This window comes from Rhodovastum atsumiense, from assembly GCF_937425535.1.
Lineage (GTDB): Bacteria > Pseudomonadota > Alphaproteobacteria > Acetobacterales > Acetobacteraceae > Rhodovastum > Rhodovastum atsumiense.
Window position 1 is genome coordinate 3954660 of the sequence record NZ_OW485601.1, and the last position, 18630, is coordinate 3973289.

The 18630-nt window shown below is 68.1% G+C and carries 12 protein-coding genes; 6 read left to right on the top strand and 6 right to left on the bottom strand.

Features of this window, described 5'->3' with window-relative positions:
* Window positions 1-143: 143 nt before the first annotated feature.
* Entirely contained in the window at window positions 144-3329 is a 3186-nt protein-coding gene (locus NBY65_RS17995) for a bifunctional diguanylate cyclase/phosphodiesterase (protein WP_150041793.1), read from the bottom strand.
* A 147-nt stretch (window positions 3330-3476) separates the two neighbouring features.
* The gene (locus tag NBY65_RS18000; protein ID WP_150041792.1) at window positions 3477-7721 is read right to left on the bottom strand and encodes a PAS domain S-box protein; all 4245 of its coding nucleotides are present in this window, start codon (window positions 7719-7721) and stop codon (window positions 3477-3479) included.
* Between the two features lie 487 nt (window positions 7722-8208).
* On the opposite strand from NBY65_RS18000, the gene NBY65_RS18005 reads away from it, so the two are divergent.
* The 3 genes from NBY65_RS18005 to NBY65_RS18015 are packed head-to-tail and all read left to right on the top strand — an operon-like array spanning window position 8209 to window position 12841.
* Window positions 8209-9978, top strand: coding sequence for a trypsin-like peptidase domain-containing protein (locus NBY65_RS18005; protein ID WP_150041791.1), 1770 nt, complete (start codon window positions 8209-8211; stop codon window positions 9976-9978).
* Between the two features lie 16 nt (window positions 9979-9994).
* Complete coding sequence (locus tag NBY65_RS18010) at window positions 9995-10861, top strand: PP2C family protein-serine/threonine phosphatase (RefSeq protein WP_239002850.1); 867 nt, start codon at window positions 9995-9997, stop codon at window positions 10859-10861.
* Between the two features lie 15 nt (window positions 10862-10876).
* Window positions 10877-12841, top strand: coding sequence for a serine/threonine-protein kinase (locus NBY65_RS18015; RefSeq protein ID WP_150041789.1), 1965 nt, complete (start codon window positions 10877-10879; stop codon window positions 12839-12841).
* 51 nt (window positions 12842-12892) lie between these two features.
* On the opposite strand, the gene NBY65_RS18020 is transcribed toward NBY65_RS18015, so the two are convergent.
* Window positions 12893-13189 carry a hypothetical protein gene (locus NBY65_RS18020; protein ID WP_150041788.1) on the bottom strand — a complete coding sequence of 99 codons (297 nt, stop codon included), beginning with the start codon at window positions 13187-13189 and terminating at the stop codon, window positions 12893-12895.
* A 206-nt stretch (window positions 13190-13395) separates the two neighbouring features.
* A complete protein-coding gene (locus NBY65_RS18025; protein WP_150041787.1) occupies window positions 13396-13596 on the bottom strand; it encodes a hypothetical protein in 201 nt (66 codons plus the stop codon).
* A gap of 176 nt (window positions 13597-13772) precedes the next feature.
* On the opposite strand from NBY65_RS18025, the gene NBY65_RS18030 reads away from it, so the two are divergent.
* On the top strand, window positions 13773-14264 hold the full coding sequence (locus NBY65_RS18030; protein WP_150041786.1) for a MarR family winged helix-turn-helix transcriptional regulator: 492 nt from the start codon (window positions 13773-13775) through the stop codon (window positions 14262-14264).
* A 107-nt stretch (window positions 14265-14371) separates the two neighbouring features.
* Here NBY65_RS18030 and NBY65_RS18035 read toward each other — a convergent pair whose 3' ends face one another.
* Window positions 14372-14839, bottom strand: coding sequence for a hypothetical protein (locus NBY65_RS18035; protein ID WP_150041785.1), 468 nt, complete (start codon window positions 14837-14839; stop codon window positions 14372-14374).
* A 446-nt stretch (window positions 14840-15285) separates the two neighbouring features.
* Between NBY65_RS18035 and NBY65_RS18040 the strand changes: the two genes are divergently transcribed.
* Window positions 15286-16731, top strand: coding sequence for a hypothetical protein (locus NBY65_RS18040; protein WP_150041784.1), 1446 nt, complete (start codon window positions 15286-15288; stop codon window positions 16729-16731).
* A gap of 258 nt (window positions 16732-16989) precedes the next feature.
* Here NBY65_RS18040 and NBY65_RS18045 read toward each other — a convergent pair whose 3' ends face one another.
* On the bottom strand, window positions 16990-17760 hold the full coding sequence (locus NBY65_RS18045; RefSeq protein WP_250265692.1) for a hypothetical protein: 771 nt from the start codon (window positions 17758-17760) through the stop codon (window positions 16990-16992).
* Between the two features lie 176 nt (window positions 17761-17936).
* Between NBY65_RS18045 and NBY65_RS18050 the strand changes: the two genes are divergently transcribed.
* Window positions 17937-18425 carry a MarR family winged helix-turn-helix transcriptional regulator gene (locus tag NBY65_RS18050; RefSeq protein ID WP_150041782.1) on the top strand — a complete coding sequence of 163 codons (489 nt, stop codon included), beginning with the start codon at window positions 17937-17939 and terminating at the stop codon, window positions 18423-18425.
* Window positions 18426-18630 lie beyond the last annotated feature (205 nt).

An 18630-nucleotide genomic window follows, 5' to 3' on the forward strand; every position in this document is an offset into this window, starting at 1 on the left:
CGTGTTGATTTCGATAATAGTGTATTTGAGTAATATAAATATCGTTTCGATATTTAAACTAAAGTGACTGCAAGCGCGCCTATAACAGAAACCTATAATAGATATCCACATTTTCTTTTCTGCAATCCCGCCTGCGCGTGGCTTCAGCCGGTGGCGGTTCCGTCCACCACGGCCAACCGTTGCAGCAGGCCGGGGACCTCGCCGGCCGGGCATGGCTCGCCGAACAGCCGGCCCTGCATCTCGGCGCAGCGTTCGCGCGAGAGCAGCCGGACCTGTTCCTCGGTTTCCACCCCCTCGGCGGTCGCGGTCATGCCGAGATCGGTGCACAGCCCGGTCATGGCACGAAGGATGGCCATGGCATTGCCCTCGCATGCCCGCCGGAGATCGCAGGTCAGGCAGCGGTCGATCTTCACCTTGTCGAAGGTGAAATGTCGAAGGAGGTTCAGCAGGGAGCGGCCGGTGCCGAAATCGTCGAGGGCAATGCGCACGCCGAGCGCGCGCAGCCGCCGCAGCGTGACCAGCGTCGCCTCGGTCTCCTGCAGGATCGCCGCCTCGGTGATCTCCAGCTCCAGCCGTCCCGGATCGAGGCCGGATGCCTCCAGCGCGGCGGTGACGGCGTCGACCAGGCCGCGATGCGCGAACTGGGCGGGCGAGAGGTTCACCGCGACCTTCGGGACATCGGGCCAGGTGGTGGCATCGGCGCAGGCCCGTGCCAGCACCCATTCACCGATGCGGGCGATCAGGCGGATGTCCTCTGCCAGCGGCAGGAAGGCCGCCGGCCGCAGGAGCCCGCGTTCGGGGTGGCGCCAGCGCAGCAGCGCCTCCAGCCCGTTGACCCGGCGCGAGGCGGTGTCGACGATCGGCTGGTAGAACAGTTCGAACTCCTGGCCGGCGACGGCCCGGCGCAGCTCGTTCTCCAGCGCCCGGCGCTGCTGCATGCGCGCATCCATCTCCGGCTCGAAGAAGCGCCAGCAATTGCGCCCTTCCTCCTTGGCACGATAGAGCGCCATGTCCGCCGCCTTGACCAGCCGCTCGCGGTCCAGGCCGTCGGCGGGGGCGAGGACGATGCCGATGCTGGTGCCGATGCGGACCTGCCGGCCGTCCAGATCGAAGGGCATGCCGATCACCTCGACCATCCGGCGGGCCACGGCGGTTGCCGCCTGGGGCTGGTCCACGCTCGACTGGATGACGGCGAACTCGTCGCCGCCGAGCCGGGCGAGGGTGTCGGTCTCGCGCAGCTCCGCCCGCAGCCGCGCGGTGACCTCGCGCAGCAGCGCGTCGCCCACCGGGTGACCGAGCGTGTCGTTGACTTCCTTGAAGCCGTCGAGGTCGGCCAGCAGCAAGGCGAAGCCCTGCCCGCGCTTCGCCCGCGCCAGCGCTTCGTCCAGCCGCTCGCCGAACAGCATGCGGTTGGGCAGGCCGGTGAGCACGTCGTGGCGGGCGAGATGGGCGATGCGCGCCTCCGCCTCGCGGCTGGCGGTGACATCGATCGCGGCGCCGGCCGAGCGGAGCGGTTGCCCCTGGGCGTCGTATTCGTAGCGGGCGCGCGCCTCGATATGCCGCACCGTGCCGTCCACCGGATGGCGGACGCGATAGTGGAAAGCGGCTTCCGGCAGGCGCCGGGCCAGGGCCTCGCGGATCTCGTCGCGCAGCCGTTCCCGGTCTTCCGGCAGCAGCGTGTCGAGCCATGCCGCGTCGGAGAGGGGGGCGTCCCCCGTGGGCAGGCCGTGCAGCGCCCGCATTTCGGGCCCGCATTCATAGCTTCCGGCCACGATGTCGCGGCGGTAGGTGCCGATCTTGCCGATCTGCATGCCCAGCCGCAGCAGGGCCTTGTTGTGGCGCAACCGCTCCGCGGTCGCCCGCAGCTCGGTGATGTCCTGCACGACGGTCAGGCCACGCGTCGGCCGGCCCTGTTCGTCGCGGGCGGAGATGGCGAGGCTGATGCGGCCCCACACCACCGTGCCATCCGGCCGCAGGTAGCGCAGCTCCGTATCCCAGTGTCTGCCGGCCGCGATGGCGGCGCGCCATTGCCGCATGATCTCCTGGCGGTCCTGCGGGTGCACGACATCGGCGGGGGTGAGCCCCTGGCACAGCTCGGCTTCCGTCCGGCCGGTCATCTCGCAGTAGCGGTGGTTGACGCGCAGGAAGCGTCCCGAGGGCAGTTCCACCTCGTTGAGCGCCGCCGTGCTGTTGCCGAAGACGGCATCGAGCGCTGCCTGGTATTCGCGCAGCCGCGCCTCCCGCACCCGCGCGCGGGCCATGGCCAGGCGCCGGGTGAGCAGGACGCCGCCGAGGATCATTCCTTCCACCAGCAGCAATCCCAGGCCCAGGCGTCCGGCCAGCCGGCGCCAGGGCGCCAGCACCTCGCTCTCGGCGCGGCTCACCACGACGATCAGGGGATAGGCCTTCACCGTCCACACCCCCGCGACCCGCAGGATGCCGTCCACCGGGCTGCGGACGTGCAGGGTGCCGCCTGGCCCGGCGGACAGGATCCGCCGCAGCGCCTCGCTCGGCTCGAAGCGCGTGCCGATATGGGCGTCCGGCCCCGGGTAGCGGGCCAGCATCAGGCCGTCCTGGCGGCTGAGCGTGACCGAGCTGTTCAGGCCGAGGGCCAGGTTCTCGAACAGATCATCGAAATCGACGAGGTCGATGCTGGCGGCGACGACACCGAGCAGGCTGCCGTCGGGCGCGCTGATCCGGCGGGAGATGTGGGCAACCCAGCGCCCGTCGGTCAGGGCGCGCAGCGGGCCGCCGAGGAAGCGCTCGCGGCTGGGATCGTCACGGAGCGCGGCGAAATAGTCGCGATCCGACACATCCAGCAGCGGGGGCGGCCAGGCGCCGGTGCCGGCGACGTACTGGCCTTCGGCATCGACGAAAAAGAGGGTGCGCACGCGCGGCAGGCCGGCGACGCGGGCGACCAGGTTGTCGTGGACCGCCTGCCCCGACAGCCTGGCGCGGAATTTCTCCGGGGTATCGATGCCCTGGCTGCCGATCCAGGCCACGGTGGCCGCTTCGAACACCTCGATCGCGCGGAGGCCGGACTCCACCCAGCTGGCCAGGACCAGGGCGGTGTTCCGGGTCTCGCGCCCGGCATTGCGAAGCATGTCGTCCCGCTCGCGGGCGAGATAGACCCCGGTCGCGACGGCAAGGCCGAGACCGAACACCGCCCCGAGCAGCGCAAGCCAGGACAGTCTCCCTTGTTCCGGCCGGCCCGGCGGAAGAGGGGGGCTGCCGGGCCGTGCGGCGGCACGCGCGAGGGCACGGCAGGCGGCGCGCAGGCGGTCCAGGCTTCTCCATGGGAAGTGAAAACCATGGGCAAACCGGATCATTTTCAATAAACCACGGAAGATTCAGCCTGCATACGAAATGGCAACAGGTTATTCATCGGAAATGATGAGCCAAATTGCCGTTATTTCAGGCTATATCAGAAACCAATGGTAGATTTCCACTTGCCAGAACCCCCGTGCCCCGGTGTGTCAGGTCCCCATGCGCAGTTTCGTCGCGCTGCTTCCCTGCAGCGCCGCATCCACGGCCTCCGCCAGGGCGGCGAGGCGATAGGGCTTGGCCAGCAGGGGGAAGCCGGTCGAGGCGGTGCCCGCCATGCCCGGCCCGGCCGTGCCCGGGAAGCCGGAGGTGAGCAGCACCCTGAGCGACGGGACGGCGGCCTGCGCCTGCCGGGCCAGGGCGATGCCGGTCATGCCATTGGGCAGGGCCACGTCGGAGAACAACAGCGCCACGTCCCGCCGCCGCAGCAGCGCCAGCGCCGAGGGGCCGTCGGCGGCTTCCAGCACGGCGTAGTTCAGCGCTTCCAGGTGGCGCACGGCGATCCGGCGCAGCGCCGCGTTGTCCTCGACCACCAGGATGGTCTCGCCCCGCCCGGCGGGCAGGCCGGCCTGGGCCGCGTGCCCGGCGCGGGGCGGGGCGGGCTCGTCGGCGCGCGGGATGAACAGGGTGAAGGTGGTGCCCTCGCCCGGGGCGGAGGCGACGGCGATGTGGCCGCCGAGCTGGCGGATGAAGCCGAACACCGTGGAGAGGCCCAGCCCGGTGCCCTGCGCCAGCCCCTTGGTGGTGAAGAAGGGATCGAAGATGCGCCCGAGCAGGGCCGCATCCATGCCCTGGCCGCTGTCGGCCACGGCGAGCCGCACGTAGTCGCCCGGCGGCAGCGCCGCCTCGCGCGCCGGATCCTCCGCGCCCAGCCTGGCATTGGCCGCGGCCAGGCGCAGCCGGCCGCCTTCGGGCATGGCGTCGCGGGCATTGGTGGCGAGGTTGAGCAGGCAGGTCTCCAGCTCCGCCCGGTCGGCCAGGATCGGCCACAGCCCGGGCGCGAGATCGAGCGAGAGGCTGATATGGTCGCCGAGCACGCGCCGCAGCAGCCGCGCGATGGAGCCGATCGCCTCGGCGGTGGCGATGCATTCGGTGCGCAGCGGCTGCACCCGGGCGAAGGCGAGCAGGCGGTGGGTCAGCTCGGCACCGGTCATCGCCGCCCGCAGCATCTCCGCGGCCAGGTCATGGCGGGACGCCGGGGAGTCCTCGATCTCCAGCAGCTCGATATGGCTGATGATGACGGCGAGAAGGTTGTTGAAGTCGTGGGCGATGCCGCCGGCGATGTTGCCGAGCGCCTCCATCTTCTGCGCCTGCCGCAGCGCCGCCTCGGCGCGCCGGCGCTCGGTGATGTCCTCGATGACGGCGACCAGCGCTTCCGGCCGCCCCTCGGCGTCGCGCAGCAGCGCCGCCGAGCCGTTGATCCAGACATGGCTGCCGTCTTTGCGGCGGTAGCGCTTCTCCAACTGGTGCAGCGCGATCGTGCCCGCCACCAGTTGCTCCTTCAGCGCCACCGTCTGCGGGATGTCGTCGGGATGGGTGATCGCGCGCACGGTCAGCGTCGCGAATTCCTCCCGTGAATAGCCGGTGATGGCGCAGAGCTTGTCGTTGACCTGCAGCCACCTGCCGTCCAGCCCGATCACGGCCATGCCGACCGCGGCCTGCTCGAAGATGGCGCGGAACCGCTCCTCGCTCCGCCGCAGCGCCGCCTCGGTCGCCTTGATCTGGGTGATGTCGCCGGAGACGCCGACGATGCCGATCACCGTACCGTCGTCCAGGCGCAGCGGTGCCTTGGCCGAGCGGTAGAGCCGCGTGGCCCGGCCGGGGGAGGCGAAGGATTCCTCGATGATCTGCGTGCGCCCGCTGCGGAGCACCCATCGGTCGTTGCGCATCAGCGCGGTGGCCTCGAGGGGGTCGTGGTGCCATTGCAGGTCGGTGTGGCCGAGCACCGCCCCGGCCGGCCGGCCATAGACGTCCAGGGCGGCGGGATTGGCGAAGAGATAGCAGCCGTCGAGGTCCTTCGCGTACATCAGGTCCGGCGCGCAGGTGCCGATGGCGCGCAGCAACGCGCTGGTGCGGCGCAGCTCCGCCGCGACCTGCTCGCGCTCGGCGATGCGCGCGGCGAGCTGGTGGTTGGCGGCCTGCAGTTCCAGGGTGCGCGCCGCGATCCGCGCTTCCAGGCTTTCATTGGTCTGGCGCAGCGCTGCCTCGGCCCGCCGCGCCTCCGTGACATCCACCAGCGAGCCGATATGGCCGAGGAAGGCGCCGTCCTCGCCCAGGCGGGTAACCCCGGTGTCGTCGACGATCCGCCATTTCCCGTCGGCGCGCCGTAGCCGGTACTCCATCCGGAAGGATGTCCGCCGTGCGACGGCGTCCCGGTAGACCGCAAGGCAGACGTCGCGGTCCTCGGGATGGACCCCGTCCGCCCAGCCATCGCCCAGTTCCTGTTCCATGGTGCGGCCGGTGAAGGCAAGCCAGGGCCGGTTGAACCAGGTGCAGTCGCCGGTGGTGTCGGAGATCCAGATCATCACCGGCGCCGCGTCGGCGATCTGGCGGAAGCGCTGCTCGCTTTCGCGCAGCGCCGCCTCGGCCTGCCGGCGCTGGGTCACCACCTCGGTGAACAGCACCGCCCCGCCGATCCCGCCATCGGCGCGGTACCACGGCGTCATTTCCCAGCGCCCCCATTCGGTTCGCCCATCGGCACCGGTGAAGCACTGCTCCTCGGCCGAGAGCGTCTCCCCGGCCAGCACGCGGCGATGCGCCTCGCGCCAGTGCTCGGGAATCCAGGGGAACACCTCGTAGTGGCTGCGGCCGATCACCGTCTGCGGCGGGGGGATGTCCGCGTCGGGCCAGTGGTTGTGCAGGAAGCGGCGGCTGACCGCGAGGTGGCGCATCGCGGTGTCGAACATGGCGATGCCGGCCGGGGCACGCTCGGCGAAGAGCTGCAGGATCTCGTTGCGCTCGTGCAGGGCGGCCTGCGCCTCGACCAGGTCGTGCACGTCGGTGACCGCGCCGAGCCAGCGCAGCACCGTCCCGTCCGCGTCGCGCGCCGGGACGGCGCGGGCGAGGTGCCATCGCCAGGCGCCGTCGCTGGCGCGGCGGATGCGGTGGCGGTGGACATAGCCCCGGCCGGTCCGCACCGCCGCCTGCCATGTCGGCACCAGTCCGGGCAGGTCATCGGGATGGATGCAGGCGGTCCAGCCGCTGCCGGCCGCCTCCGTCGCGGTCATGCCGACATAGTCCAGCCAGGCCCGGCTCTTCCATGTGCTGGTGCCGGCGGCGTCGGTTTCGAACAGCATGCTCGGCACCGCCTCGGCGAGGGCGCGGAACCGGGCCTCGCTCTCGCGCACCGCCCGCTCCCGCGCCTGGGTGGCCTCGGCCATGGCATCGAAGGCCCGCGCCAGCTGCCCGAAACCGGAGCGGTGGTGCGGCAGCCCGGTGCGCACGGCAAAATTGCCGCCGCGCCAGGCATCGGCCACCTGCAGCAGCTGGTTGACCGGGCGGCGGAGCAGAACGGTGCCGAGCAGGGCGAGGATGCCCACGGCCAGGGCGGAGCTGGCGACGATCAGCAGCAGGCCGAAGCGGTCGGCCTGCCGCAGCGTGGCGAAGCTGGCCTCCTGGTCGAGCCCGACCATGACCAGCAGGTCCCGCGGGGCGGTGCCGAGCGGCGAATAGCCGATCATGCGCGGGCTGCCGGCGCCCTCCTGCCACGACACCACCCGTTCCGCATCCCCCTGCAGCATGAAACGGATCCCGGCCGGGATCGGCGCGCCCACCGCGTACGGCGCCACGCCGCCGCGCGCCAGCACGGTGCCGGTGCGGTCGGCGACCACCACGCCAGCCCCCGGCGGCAGGGCAAGGCGGCTCAACTGTTGCCCCAGCCAGTCGAGGTTGAGCCCGACCACGGCCACCCCCGCGACCGCCCCGTCCTGGTCCCTGAACGCCCTGGCCAGGTGCAGGCCCGGCGGCCCGGCGCTTCCCGTCGCGGCATATTCGCCGATGGCGAGTCCGTCCCCGTCCAGGGCGCGGCGGATATGGTCCTGGCTGGCGGGGCCGGGGGGCGGCCCGGCGGCGCAGAGCACGCCGCCGTGGCGGTCAAGCATGGCGACATCGCCGTAGCGCTGCTGCTGGCGGAGCAGGGTGGTCAGGAAACGCCGGCATGCCTCCGGATGGCGGTCCTGGATGTCGGGCATGCTGCCGATCGCACCCAGCATCTGGCTTGCGCCCTCGACGATCCGCTGTTGTTCGGCACCGACCAGACGCACCAGGCGCAATGCCTCGTCTTCGATCAACCGTTGCCGGACGGCACGCGCCTCGCTTTCGGTCCATGCCTGGAAAGCGATGGCCGGAATCAGGGCTGCGAGGGCGACCAGTAACAGCCGGGCCTGGATGCTTGGCATTTGATATACAATTATATGTCATTCTGTGGTGTGGTGGCCCGGACGTTGTAGGGTGTTCTTGACTGCATCAAAATACTTCTAGGTGTGAGGAATTTTCCTGAATATTTCTATATTTCATTTGCGCGGCAATGGAATATTATGCATCATTTTTCACTATACTTTTATTTGTGAAAGATTTTCAATAGTGCCGGCGTCAGCGGGAGGCCCCCGCTTTGCCGCGGGTCGAACCGACCGGGCGCACTGTTGTTGGCGGATCGCCTCTGCGGTCCGGGAAGCGTCGCCAGGGTTGCAGCCCCGACCGACGCAAGGCAGTCGGATGAACAATCCGACCCGACCGGAACGAACCTGCTCTGGGTAGAAATCAACTTATCGGAAAAGTATGGGGCCCCATCAAATTATTTTTACCTGCATCATTTTTCCGAGCAATTTTTATTACTAATTTAATATTATATCGCGCCATGCTCCGAATGGCGGAAACGGCCTGCTCATGTCGACGCGCATCATCATTCAGCACCAAGGCGGCGCCAAGGCTCACCAGATCGAGCAGTTCCCGTTGCAGGGCGGCCTGGAACTGACCATTGGCCGCGATCCAGCCTGCAACATCACCTTCGACCCGCAGCGCGACGACATGGTGAGCCGTCGCCATGCCGCCATCCGGGTGAGCAGTGGCGACCCACCCGGCTTTCGGATCGTCGACCTGGGCAGCAGTAACGGCACCTTCGTGAATGGCCAGCGCCTCCAGGGTGAGGCGGAGCTGCTGCCAACCGACATGGTGCAGCTCGGCGTGGACGGCCCATGCTTTCTGTTCGACCTCGATCCGCGACCGACCCAGGTGCCCGCACGCACCCGGCTGATCGACCTGCCGGCGGCGAAGCCGACGCGCATCACCGATTCCAATCCCGAACCTGCCGAGCCCCCGGCTTCGTCGGCGATGCGCTCCCCCCCGATGACCGGACCGGTGCCGCCGGCCAGGAAGGGGCTCGGGCGCGAGACGGTGGAGGGCATGCTGACGGCGCAACGCCGCAGCACCAGCCGTGTCTGGTTCTACACGGTCGCCGGCATGCTGGCGTGCTTCGCCGTGGGGGGGGTGGTCGTCTACAGATCGGGCCAACACGCGCAGAAGCAAGTGGCGGATGGATATCGCCAGACCGTCACGATGATCGACGCCCAGAATGCCACCATCAACAAGATAGGCGAGCAGTACCAAAAACAGAAGGTGATGTCGCCGGCCGATATCGTCGACACCTACGGCAATGCGACAGTGTTTATCGGGGTCCGCTGGCGTCTCTATGATCGCGAGACCGGCAAGGGGCTGTACCACCGCTACGGCTGCCACAAGGACTACCCGGCGTTGCCATGCTATGTCCGTCTCGCCGAGGGCAACATCGTGCGCTGGCTGACCACCGAGGACGAGGGGCACAGCAACTACGAGATCGGCGGGGCCGGCGAGGCCAGCGGCTTCGTCATCACCGAGGACGGGTTCATCCTGACCAACAAGCACGTCGCCGCGGCCTGGATGCTGCCCTATGCGGATTCCTCCAAGGCAGGACTCGTGGTCGATGAGGCACGGCCAGGCAAGGCCTTCGAGTTCAAGCCCCAGGTGCTCCAGGGCCTGCACCCGGCCTGGAATCCCGAGTTGGGCGGCGTGATCTTCCATCACCAGGGGCCGATGGTGGTGAGCGGGCGGCGGCAGCGTGTCTTCGAGGGACGCAACGACCGGCTGGAGGTCCGCTTCCCCGGCAGCCGTCTCGGGATAGCAGCTCGCCTCGTGCGCGCTTCCACCGATGCCGACGTCGCTCTGATCCGGATCGACCCGACGCAAAAGCTGGCGAAAGTCGAGCTGGCGCCCACCGACGAGGTCCGCAAGGGCACTGCCGTCACCGTGCTCGGCTATCCCGTTGCCTCCGCGAAGAGCATCGCCGAGGTGCGCGTGTTCGAGAACGGGGAATTCCGCAGCACCTACGAGATCGTGCCGGAGCCGACGGTGACGCCCGGGACGCTTTCACTGGTGAGCGTGTCCCGGGAGGCCCCTGGCGTGGCCGGGACGACCATGGTGGGCGGCCGCGTGTTCAACCCCATGGGCCCGGTCTACCAGCTCACTGCGGCGACCTCATCAGGCAACAGCGGCGGACCGGTGTTCGATGGCTCCGGCAAGGTCATCGGCATGTTCACCTACGGCAGCAGCGAGAACGAGGCGGTCACCTTCGCCGTGCCGATCCGCTATGGCCGCGAGTTGCTGTTGCTGCAGCGCCGCTGACGCTGCCGTGGCGGTGATGACCGCAGTGCGCCGGTTCCTGCGCACCCTGGCGCCGGCTGGCACCGCCACGGCGGCACGGCTGGCCGTGACCGGGGCAATGCGCAGCCACCCTGGCCGGACGCGCGGCACCAACGAGGACGCGATGTTGTTCGATCTGCCGTCCCCGTCCACCCCGCAGGCGCGGCGCGGCGCGCTGCTGCTGGTCGCCGATGGCATGGGCGGGCACGCCGCCGGCGAGGTGGCCAGCGCGCTGGCGGCCCGGACCGTGCACCGCCTGTTCTATGCCGCCGAAGGCCCGGTCCCGGACGTGCTGGGCCAGTGCTTCGTCGCCGCCAACGACGCCATTCGCCGGCATGCCCGCGGCGCGCCGGAATGCAAGGGCATGGGCACCACCTGCACCGTGCTGGCGATCCGCCAGGACCGCGCCTGGCTTGGCCATGTCGGCGACAGCCGCGCCTATTTGCTGCGCGACGGCACGCTCAGCCAGCTCAGCGAGGACCACACGCTGGTGGCCGAGCTGGTGCGCCTGGGCCGCCTGACCGCCGCGCAGGCCGCCGCCAGCCCGGAGCGCAACGTGCTGGTGCGCGCGCTCGGCACGCGACCGGTGGTGGCGCCGCTGGTGTGGGCCGAGGGGCTGGCGCTGCGGCCGGGCGATCGGCTGGTGCTGTGCTCGGACGGGCTGCACGACCTGGTTGACGCGGCGGAGATCGTCCGGTCCGTCGGCCGGCTTGCCCCCGATGCGGCCTGCGAGGCGCTGGTGGAGGCCGCCCTGCGTGAAGGTGGCCACGACAATATTTCGGTTGGCGTCTTCGCCGTCGAGGAAGCCGCCGAGCGGCCCGTGCCCGCCGTCTGCGGACGGCCGACCCGCCGGATTGCCCCTTGAACAAGTGCACCCGCCATGACCACAGCCGCCATCCCCGCCACCATCGGTCCCTTCCGGATCCGGCAATTGTTGGGCTCGGGCGGATTCGGCCATGTCTACGCCGCCGTCGATCCCGATCTCGGGCGCTGGGTGGCGATCAAGGCGCTGCGGCCGGAAATCGGCGGCAACAAGACCCTGGTCGAGCGGCTACGCGCCGAAGGGGTCAGTCTGGCACGGCTCAACCACCCCAATATCACCACGCTGTACGCGTTGCAGCGGGACAGGCGCGACCTGTTGTTCCTGGTCATGGAGCTGGTGAAAGGCCGCACGCTGGAAGACGTGCTCGGGCAACTGGGCCGGCTGGGGGTGGTGGAGACATTGGCGGTGGTGGCGCAGATCGCGGCCGGGCTCGGCTACGCGCACCGCATGGGGGTGATCCATCGCGACATCAAGCCAGCCAACCTGATGCTCACCGACGCGGGTGTGGTCAAGATCATGGATTTCGGCATCGCCCGTATCCGTGGCACGCAGCGCCTGACCCGGGCCGGGCTGCTCGGTACATACGCCTATCTCGCCCCCGAACAGTTCGGCCGTGCCGAGGGCAGCGAGCGCAGCGATCTCTACAGCCTGGCCTGCATGGTCTACGAAATGCTCTCGGGCCGCATTCCCTTCGACGCCGGGAGCGAGGCGGAAATCATGCGCGGCCACCTGGAACTGGCACCACGGCCCTTGCGGACGTGGCTGCCGGGACTTGACCCGCGGATCGAGGCGGCTGTGTCGCGGGCGCTGGCGAAGAACCCGGCCGGGCGCTTCCCGGGCGTCGAGGCGTTCAGCGAGGCGTTGGGGGCGGCGACGTTGCAGCAGCAGGCGGCGGAGATTGTGCGCCAGCGGATCGTCGCCATGCTGCCGGCGGTTTCACGACCGGCCGTGATGGCCGGGGCGACCGTCTCCGTCGCGACCGCGGCTGAGCCGGCGCGGGCCATGGAATCGCTGCGGCAGGCGTTGCGTGACACCGGCCTGCGCCTGCCGCGGGCGGCGCTGCTGGCCGGCGGCGCCCTGGCCTGCCTCCTTGCCATGGCCGGCGTTGCGGTCTGGGAGCTTGGCGGCACCGGTCCGACCGGCGTCGACGCGTCTGTCGTGCCTTCGCCGGACGGTCCTGCCGCGCCGTGGGCGGACCCCGGGGCCGGGGCTGTGCTCCCCTTCGTGCCAACGATTCCCGTTGAAGCCCGGCCGGTGACCGGCGTGTTTCCGCCCTTGCCAGGGGGGGGCGGCGGCACGGAAACCTCGTCGGTGCAACCGGTCGCGTTGTCGCGGCTCGCCACCGGGTCCCTCTCCGCCACGACAGTCTCGGACGAGGCATGGGCCCTGCGTGGCGCGGCGGAGCGCGGCGAGCCCGGGGCGATGTACGCTCTGGGCCTGAGCTACAGGGGGGGGCATGGTGTGCCGCAGGATCCGACCACGGCCACCGAATGGTTCCGGCGTGCCGCGGAGCACGACCATGCCGCGGCAATGTCGCAACTGGCGGAGCTGTACCTGGCGGGGGATGGTGTGCCCGCCAGCGACACCGAGGCGCGGAACTGGTTCGAGAAAGCGGCCGCGCGCGAGGACCCTGCCGGCATGTACGGGCTCGGCTACATGCACGAGGAAGGCCGCGGCGGTCTTGCAAAGAACGAGGTGGCGGCAGTGGATTGGTATCGTCGTGCCGTGGCGGCGGGCGAGCCCGGCGCGATGGTCACCCTGGGCAGGCGCTATCGCATCGGCCGGGGAGTGCCGAAAGACTATGCCCAGGCCCGCACTCTCTACCAGCAGGCCGCCGACAAGGGCGTGCCCGGGGCCTATATCGGCCTGGGCCTGCTGTACCGGGACGGCCAGGGCGTGCCATGCGACCTCGACATGGCGCGGCACTGGTTCCAGAAGGCGGCTGACGGCGGCAATCCGCAGGAACGGGAACAGGCCTTGCGGGGGCTTGCCCAACTGTCCGGCCGAAGCTGCACGCGCTGACCGGCGATGTTGGCCGGCATGGCATGGTCGGGTCGCCCGCGCGATCATGCTCTAATGCGGCACGGCGATGCGCCGGATGCCCGGCTTCACGCCCAGGGTCTCGTCGATGTCACTGTTCTCTTCGTTCATACCGGACGTGGACGGCATCGGCCCTGCGCTTACCGGCGCGATAACCGGCGCCGGTTGGCTGACCGCAGTCTTGGGCGGCTGCGGCGGCGTGTGTGCGGAATTGCGGGCGGCAGCATGGCCGATCGTCCGGCCAGCCATCTTCGGCAGAGTGGTCAGGGCGTGCGAGCACCCGGCCAGGACCACGGTACAGGCCAGCACGGCTACCTGTGCGGTCAACATCGTCGCTGCCTTCCCGGTCACGCCTGGATGCGGGCACGATCTGTCGGCAGGTCCGTCGCACGCATCGTTCCCGCCCGCAATATTTTGCCCGTGCCCCGGAAATGCGCCAAGCGAAGAAATGCCCGACGACACCGGATGACAAGGCGGGGAGAGGGTTCGCTGCTTCGCTTCGAAAAGCAGCGCGTCATCAGGCTCAGGCGATAGGCTCAGGCGATCTGGCGGGGCTCGTTGGTGACGACGAAGTCGCCGCCATCGGCGAGCAGGTCCTGTGTCACCGCCACGCTGGCGACGGCCGGCACCGCGTTGCCGCCACGGCCGAGGTGGTGCAGCGTCCAGGCATCGGCGAAGCTCGGGGCGTCGGCGAACAGGGCGAAAGCTGTGGCGGACGCGAGCAGAAGGGTTTTCATCGGTTGGGGCTCCCTGGCGCCACCGGAGGGGCGCTGTGATCTGATGGCCAATTAAATAGCGCACAATCAAATTTGGCGATACCGCATAGGGCGCATGGCGGCCCCTGCGGAAAGTGGTGACCAATTGAATTTTGTGTGATCTAAATTGGGGCATGCGCTGACCAGGAAGACCCCCCATGACCGACACCGTCCTTGCCTCGCCCGCCGCCGCCGGGGCATGCCTGCCGGAGGCGCCGCTGGTGCTCGATGACATGCTCTGCTTTGCGCTGCATTCGACGGCGCAGGCGGTGGGGCGGGCGAACAAGCCGATGCTGGACCGGCTGGGCCTGACCTATCCGCAGTATCTGGTGATGATCGTGCTCTGGGCCGAGGACAACCGCACGGTCAGTGCGATCGGCGAGAAGCTGTTTCTCGATTCCGGCACGCTGACGCCGCTGTTGAAGCGGTTGGAGGCGGCGGGGTTCGTCACCCGGGCCCGCGACGCCGCCGACGAGCGGCAGGTGCGCATCCGCCTGACCGAGCGGGGGCGGGCGCTGCGCCGGCAGGCCTGCGGGCTCAAGCCGGCCTGGCACCGGCAGGTCTTCGACGATCCGGAGGTCTCGGCCGAGCTGCGCCGCCAGATCCTCGCCTTCCGCGACCGCGTCCTGGCCTGCCAGGGGACGGAGTAGGGGCGGTGCGGCCTGAAACGGCAAGGGCGCCACCGTGGAAGGGGCCGGGTCTGTCCTGGATTCACGGTGGCATGTCGGCCGCGCTGAATGGCCGTGATCAATCCGGGCTATAGTGTCTGAATGACAAGGAAGAAATGCCCATCCAGCTTTGTGACGCTGATGTTTTTCAGATACGCCTGTGTATCGCGCGTGAAGGACTCCGGATGAATAACTGAATAAAAGCCGGTGTTTTGCGCGGCTTCTTCGGCCTGCACCATCCAGTCAGCCGACCTGGAGGCGAGTGGCAAGGCTATCTGGTCAGAATCGTCGTATACCAAATAATAAAAGTCGTTGGGAACGCCCGCTCCGCCTATGCCGCCCCAGTCCCATATTTTCAGCCTGATTCCAGTATTTGTGGCGGGCATTTGAGCGACTTCGCTGTCATAAAAATATTTCGACACTTCCAGGCGGATGAGATCCGTCGTGATTCCAATAGTGCCGAACAGGGAAAAGAATGACCATGCAATAAAGGGGCTGACAAAAACTGAAGCCATCCGCTTCCAGTTTGTTCGCAAGGCATTTGTGACAAAAAGCATTATCAGAAAAACCGGGGATATTGCGGTTGGAAACAGGATAATCGAGCTATTAACGATCCAGTTTTTGTTGTTGCCAGAAGAAATGCTGCGATAATTAATAAAGTGTATAATAAGGTGAATTTGTCATTTTTAAACAAATTTTTGAGCATTGCCATTACAATTGCCAGAAGATGCATTTGAATTTTGATGCGTCGAGCATATTGCGCTGCATAATGTAAAATCGATATATGCCGCAGGACGTTTCGCGCAAATAATATGATTGTTATCAGTGGTGTCGATGGCCTTGGAACCGGGGCGGGACGGCATGGGATGGTCCGTCCGCGACCGGCCGGAACGAGTAACACGCCGGCCATGGCGATAGGGCGCTGCCATCCGGTCATGGTTGGTGACGGGCTTTGCCCCTATGCTGGCCGGTCTGCCGCCGCACCACGACCGGACCCGACGTCTTGACCAACCTGAGAAGCCGCATCGCCGCCGCCGTCACCGCGTTGCATGGCCGCGCCTGGGACGAGATCGCCCCGGCCTCGCCGCCCGACCAGGTGCTCGACGCACCGCGCGACCAGGGCGTGAACCACCAGGCGATCTGCGCGGCGATGGCGCTGTTGTCGCTCTGCGACGATGTCACGCCGGTGGTGATGCGCCCGGTGCTGGAAGGCGGCTTCGACCTGCGCCGGGACTTCGGCATCGATCCGCGTCCGCTCTGGGGCTTCAACGCGCCGGCAACCGCGCGGGCGCTGCTGGACGCGTTCTTCGGGGTCTGGCCGCTGCCGGCCGACCCGGCCGTGGCCGGGCTGGCCGAGGCGCTGGAGGCGATCCGGCGCGGCACCCTGCTTGGCGAGAACACCGTGCCGAAGCTGGCCTACGTGCCACGGGCGAACCGCGACGAGAGCTTCGGCGCCTGCGCGGAGCGGCTGTGGCACACCGACGACACAGGCTTTGCCTGGCTGTTCGATCACACCGTCGATCTGCTCGACCGGCAGGTCGGCCGCCTGCCGCCCGGCCATCCGAAAGCCACGGAGGCGTCGGCGGTGCGCCAGGCGCTGGCGCGGCTGCGCCAGCCCGGCCTGCTGGTCCGGCGCTTCCACCGTCATCCCTGGCTCGCCGGGCATCCCGGGGCCTTCGAGACGCTGTTCGCCGACGAGATCGTCGCCTGGCTGGCCCCGGATTGTGGCCGGGCCGGGGACCCCGCGTTGCACCGGCCGCGCGGCAGCGGCATCGAGCTTGCCTTCGCACCGCGCAATGCGGCCTTCCTCACGCTGGGCGACCGTTACGGCGATTGCACGGCGAGCCGGGTGCGGGCACAGGTGGACGAGGACATCGCCAACATTCACTGGACCGTCTGCGCCTGGCTGCTCGATCCCTATTACCGGGTGATCGAGGTCTTCAGCGACGGCAAGCCCGCGCTGAAAGGACATGTCCTGCCTCTGGTGATCGACGAGCGCCCGGTGTTCATGGTCGATGCCATCGAGGCGGTGCCGGAACTGCGCGAGCTGAAGGACGGGTCCGAGAACCCGATGCGCGACCGGGCGCTGTACGAGGTGAAGGACGCGCTGCTCGATACCTTGCTGCAGGTCTGCACCGATCTCGCCCGGCGCATGGGGGTGGAGGTGGTCTACGTGGAGCGCTTCTCCAACGCGCGCTGGGTGCGGGCGCGGCTGGAGGTGATGCCGTCCGACAGCTACGACGTTTGGGACGTGGAGAAGCCCTACGAGACCCGGATTGTGGAAGCCACCATCGCGCGGGTGCTTGGCCTGAAGGCAACGACGCCGCGCCAGGAGATCCAGGCGCGCAACACGCGGCTGATGCACCAGGACCTGGCGGAAAACCACAAGGAGGTCACGTTGCTGGCCGGTCCGCGCAGTGCGCGGCGGCTGCGGGTGCGCACGCCGTGAGCCTCCGCCGGATCGGGCCGGACGCGGCAGGATCCGCAACGACGAAGGACCGACGCCTTGCGACAGTCGGCCCCCGGATCATGTCACGTCGCCGTGCAAGCGTAGCAACGGTCGCAAATGCAATGTGGATAACTGTAGGGCGGATAAGCGTAGCGCAATCCGCCATTGCAAGACGCCACGAGGCAGCTGGCTTGCGTTGGCGGACTGCGTCCGCCCTACATTGATTGCTGTACTTTGAAGGTCGGTGCGGCATCGGGTTCAGGCAAGTTGGCGGCCCTCGTTGGTGACGATGTAGTCACCGCCGTCGGCGATCTGGCGACCCTCGTTGGTGACGATGTAGTCACCGCCGTCGGCGATCTGGCGGCCCTCGTTGGTGACGACGTAGTCGCCGCCGTCGGCGATCTGGCGACCCTCGTTGGTGACGATGTAGTCACCGCCGTCGGCGATCTGGCGGCCCTCGTTGGTGACGACGTAGTCGCCGCCGTCGGCGAGCTGGCGGGCCTCGTCGGTGACGATGTAGTCACCGCCGTCGGCGATCTGGCGACCCTCGTTGGTGACGATGTAGTCACTGCCGTCGGCGATCTGGCGACCCTCGTTGGTGACGATGTAGTCACCGCCGTCGGCGATCTGGCGACCCTCGTTGGTGACGATGTAGTCACCGCCGTCGGCGATCTGGCGATCCTCGTTGGTGACGACGTAGTCGCCGCCGTCGGCGAGCTGGCGGGCCTCGTTGGTGACAACGAAGTCACCGCCATCGGCGAGTTGGCGGGCTTCGTTGGTGACGACGAAATCACCGCCGTCGGCGATCTGGCGGCCCTCGTTGGTGACGATGTAGTCACCGCCGTCGGCGATCTGGCGACCCTCGTTGGTGACGACGAAATCACCGCCATCGGCGAGCTGGCGGCCCTCGTTGGTGATGACGAAATCACCGCCGTCGGCGAGCAGGTCCGACGTGGAGGTGCTGGCGAAGCCCGGGGCGGTGGCGAACAGGGCGAAAGCCGTGACGGACGCGAGCAGAAGGGTTTTCATCGGTTGGAACTCCTGGGGCCACCGGAGTGGCGCTGTGATCTGATGGCCAATTAAATAGCGCACAATCAAATTGGACGATACTGCATAGGACGCATGGCAGCCCTCACAGAAAATGGTGGCCAATTGAATTGCGCACTATTTAAATTCAGATGACACGGTGATCAGGAGAATTCCTTATGTCCCAGACCGTCCTTGCCTCGCCCGCCGCCGCCGGGGCATGCCCGCCGGAGGCGCCGCTGGTGCTTGATGACATGCTCTGCTTTGCGCTGCATTCCACCGCGCAGGCGGTGGGGCGGGCGAACAAGCCGATGCTGGACCGGCTGGGCCTGACCTATCCGCAGTATCTGGTGATGATCGTGCTCTGGGCCGAGGACAACCGCACGGTCAGTGCGATCGGCGAGAAGCTGTTTCTCGATTCCGGCACGCTGACGCCGCTGTTGAAGCGGCTGGAGGCGGCGGGGTTCGTCACCCGGGCCCGCGACGCCGCCGACGAGCGGCAGGTGCGCATCCGTCTGACCGAGCAGGGGCGGGCGCTGCGCCGGCAGGCCTGCGGGCTCAAGCCGGCCTGGCACCGGCAGGTCTTCGACGATCCGGAGGCCTCGGCCGAATTGCGCCGCCAGATCCTGGCCCTCCGCGACCGTGTCCTGGCCTGCCAGGCAGTGTAGCGCCGTGCCACCGACCTTGCCCTGCCGGTGCCCCCGGGAAGGGGCGAGGTCGCGAGTCCGGGCGAATCGCGATGGGTGCCATTCCATCAATAGTTGCGAAAATCATCCTTATTTCGTTAAGTTTGGGGCGCCGCGATCCGCGCGGCACCGTGGATGTGCCTTGCGAAAGCAAGGCTGTGCACGTTTCATTACGATTTTGAATCAG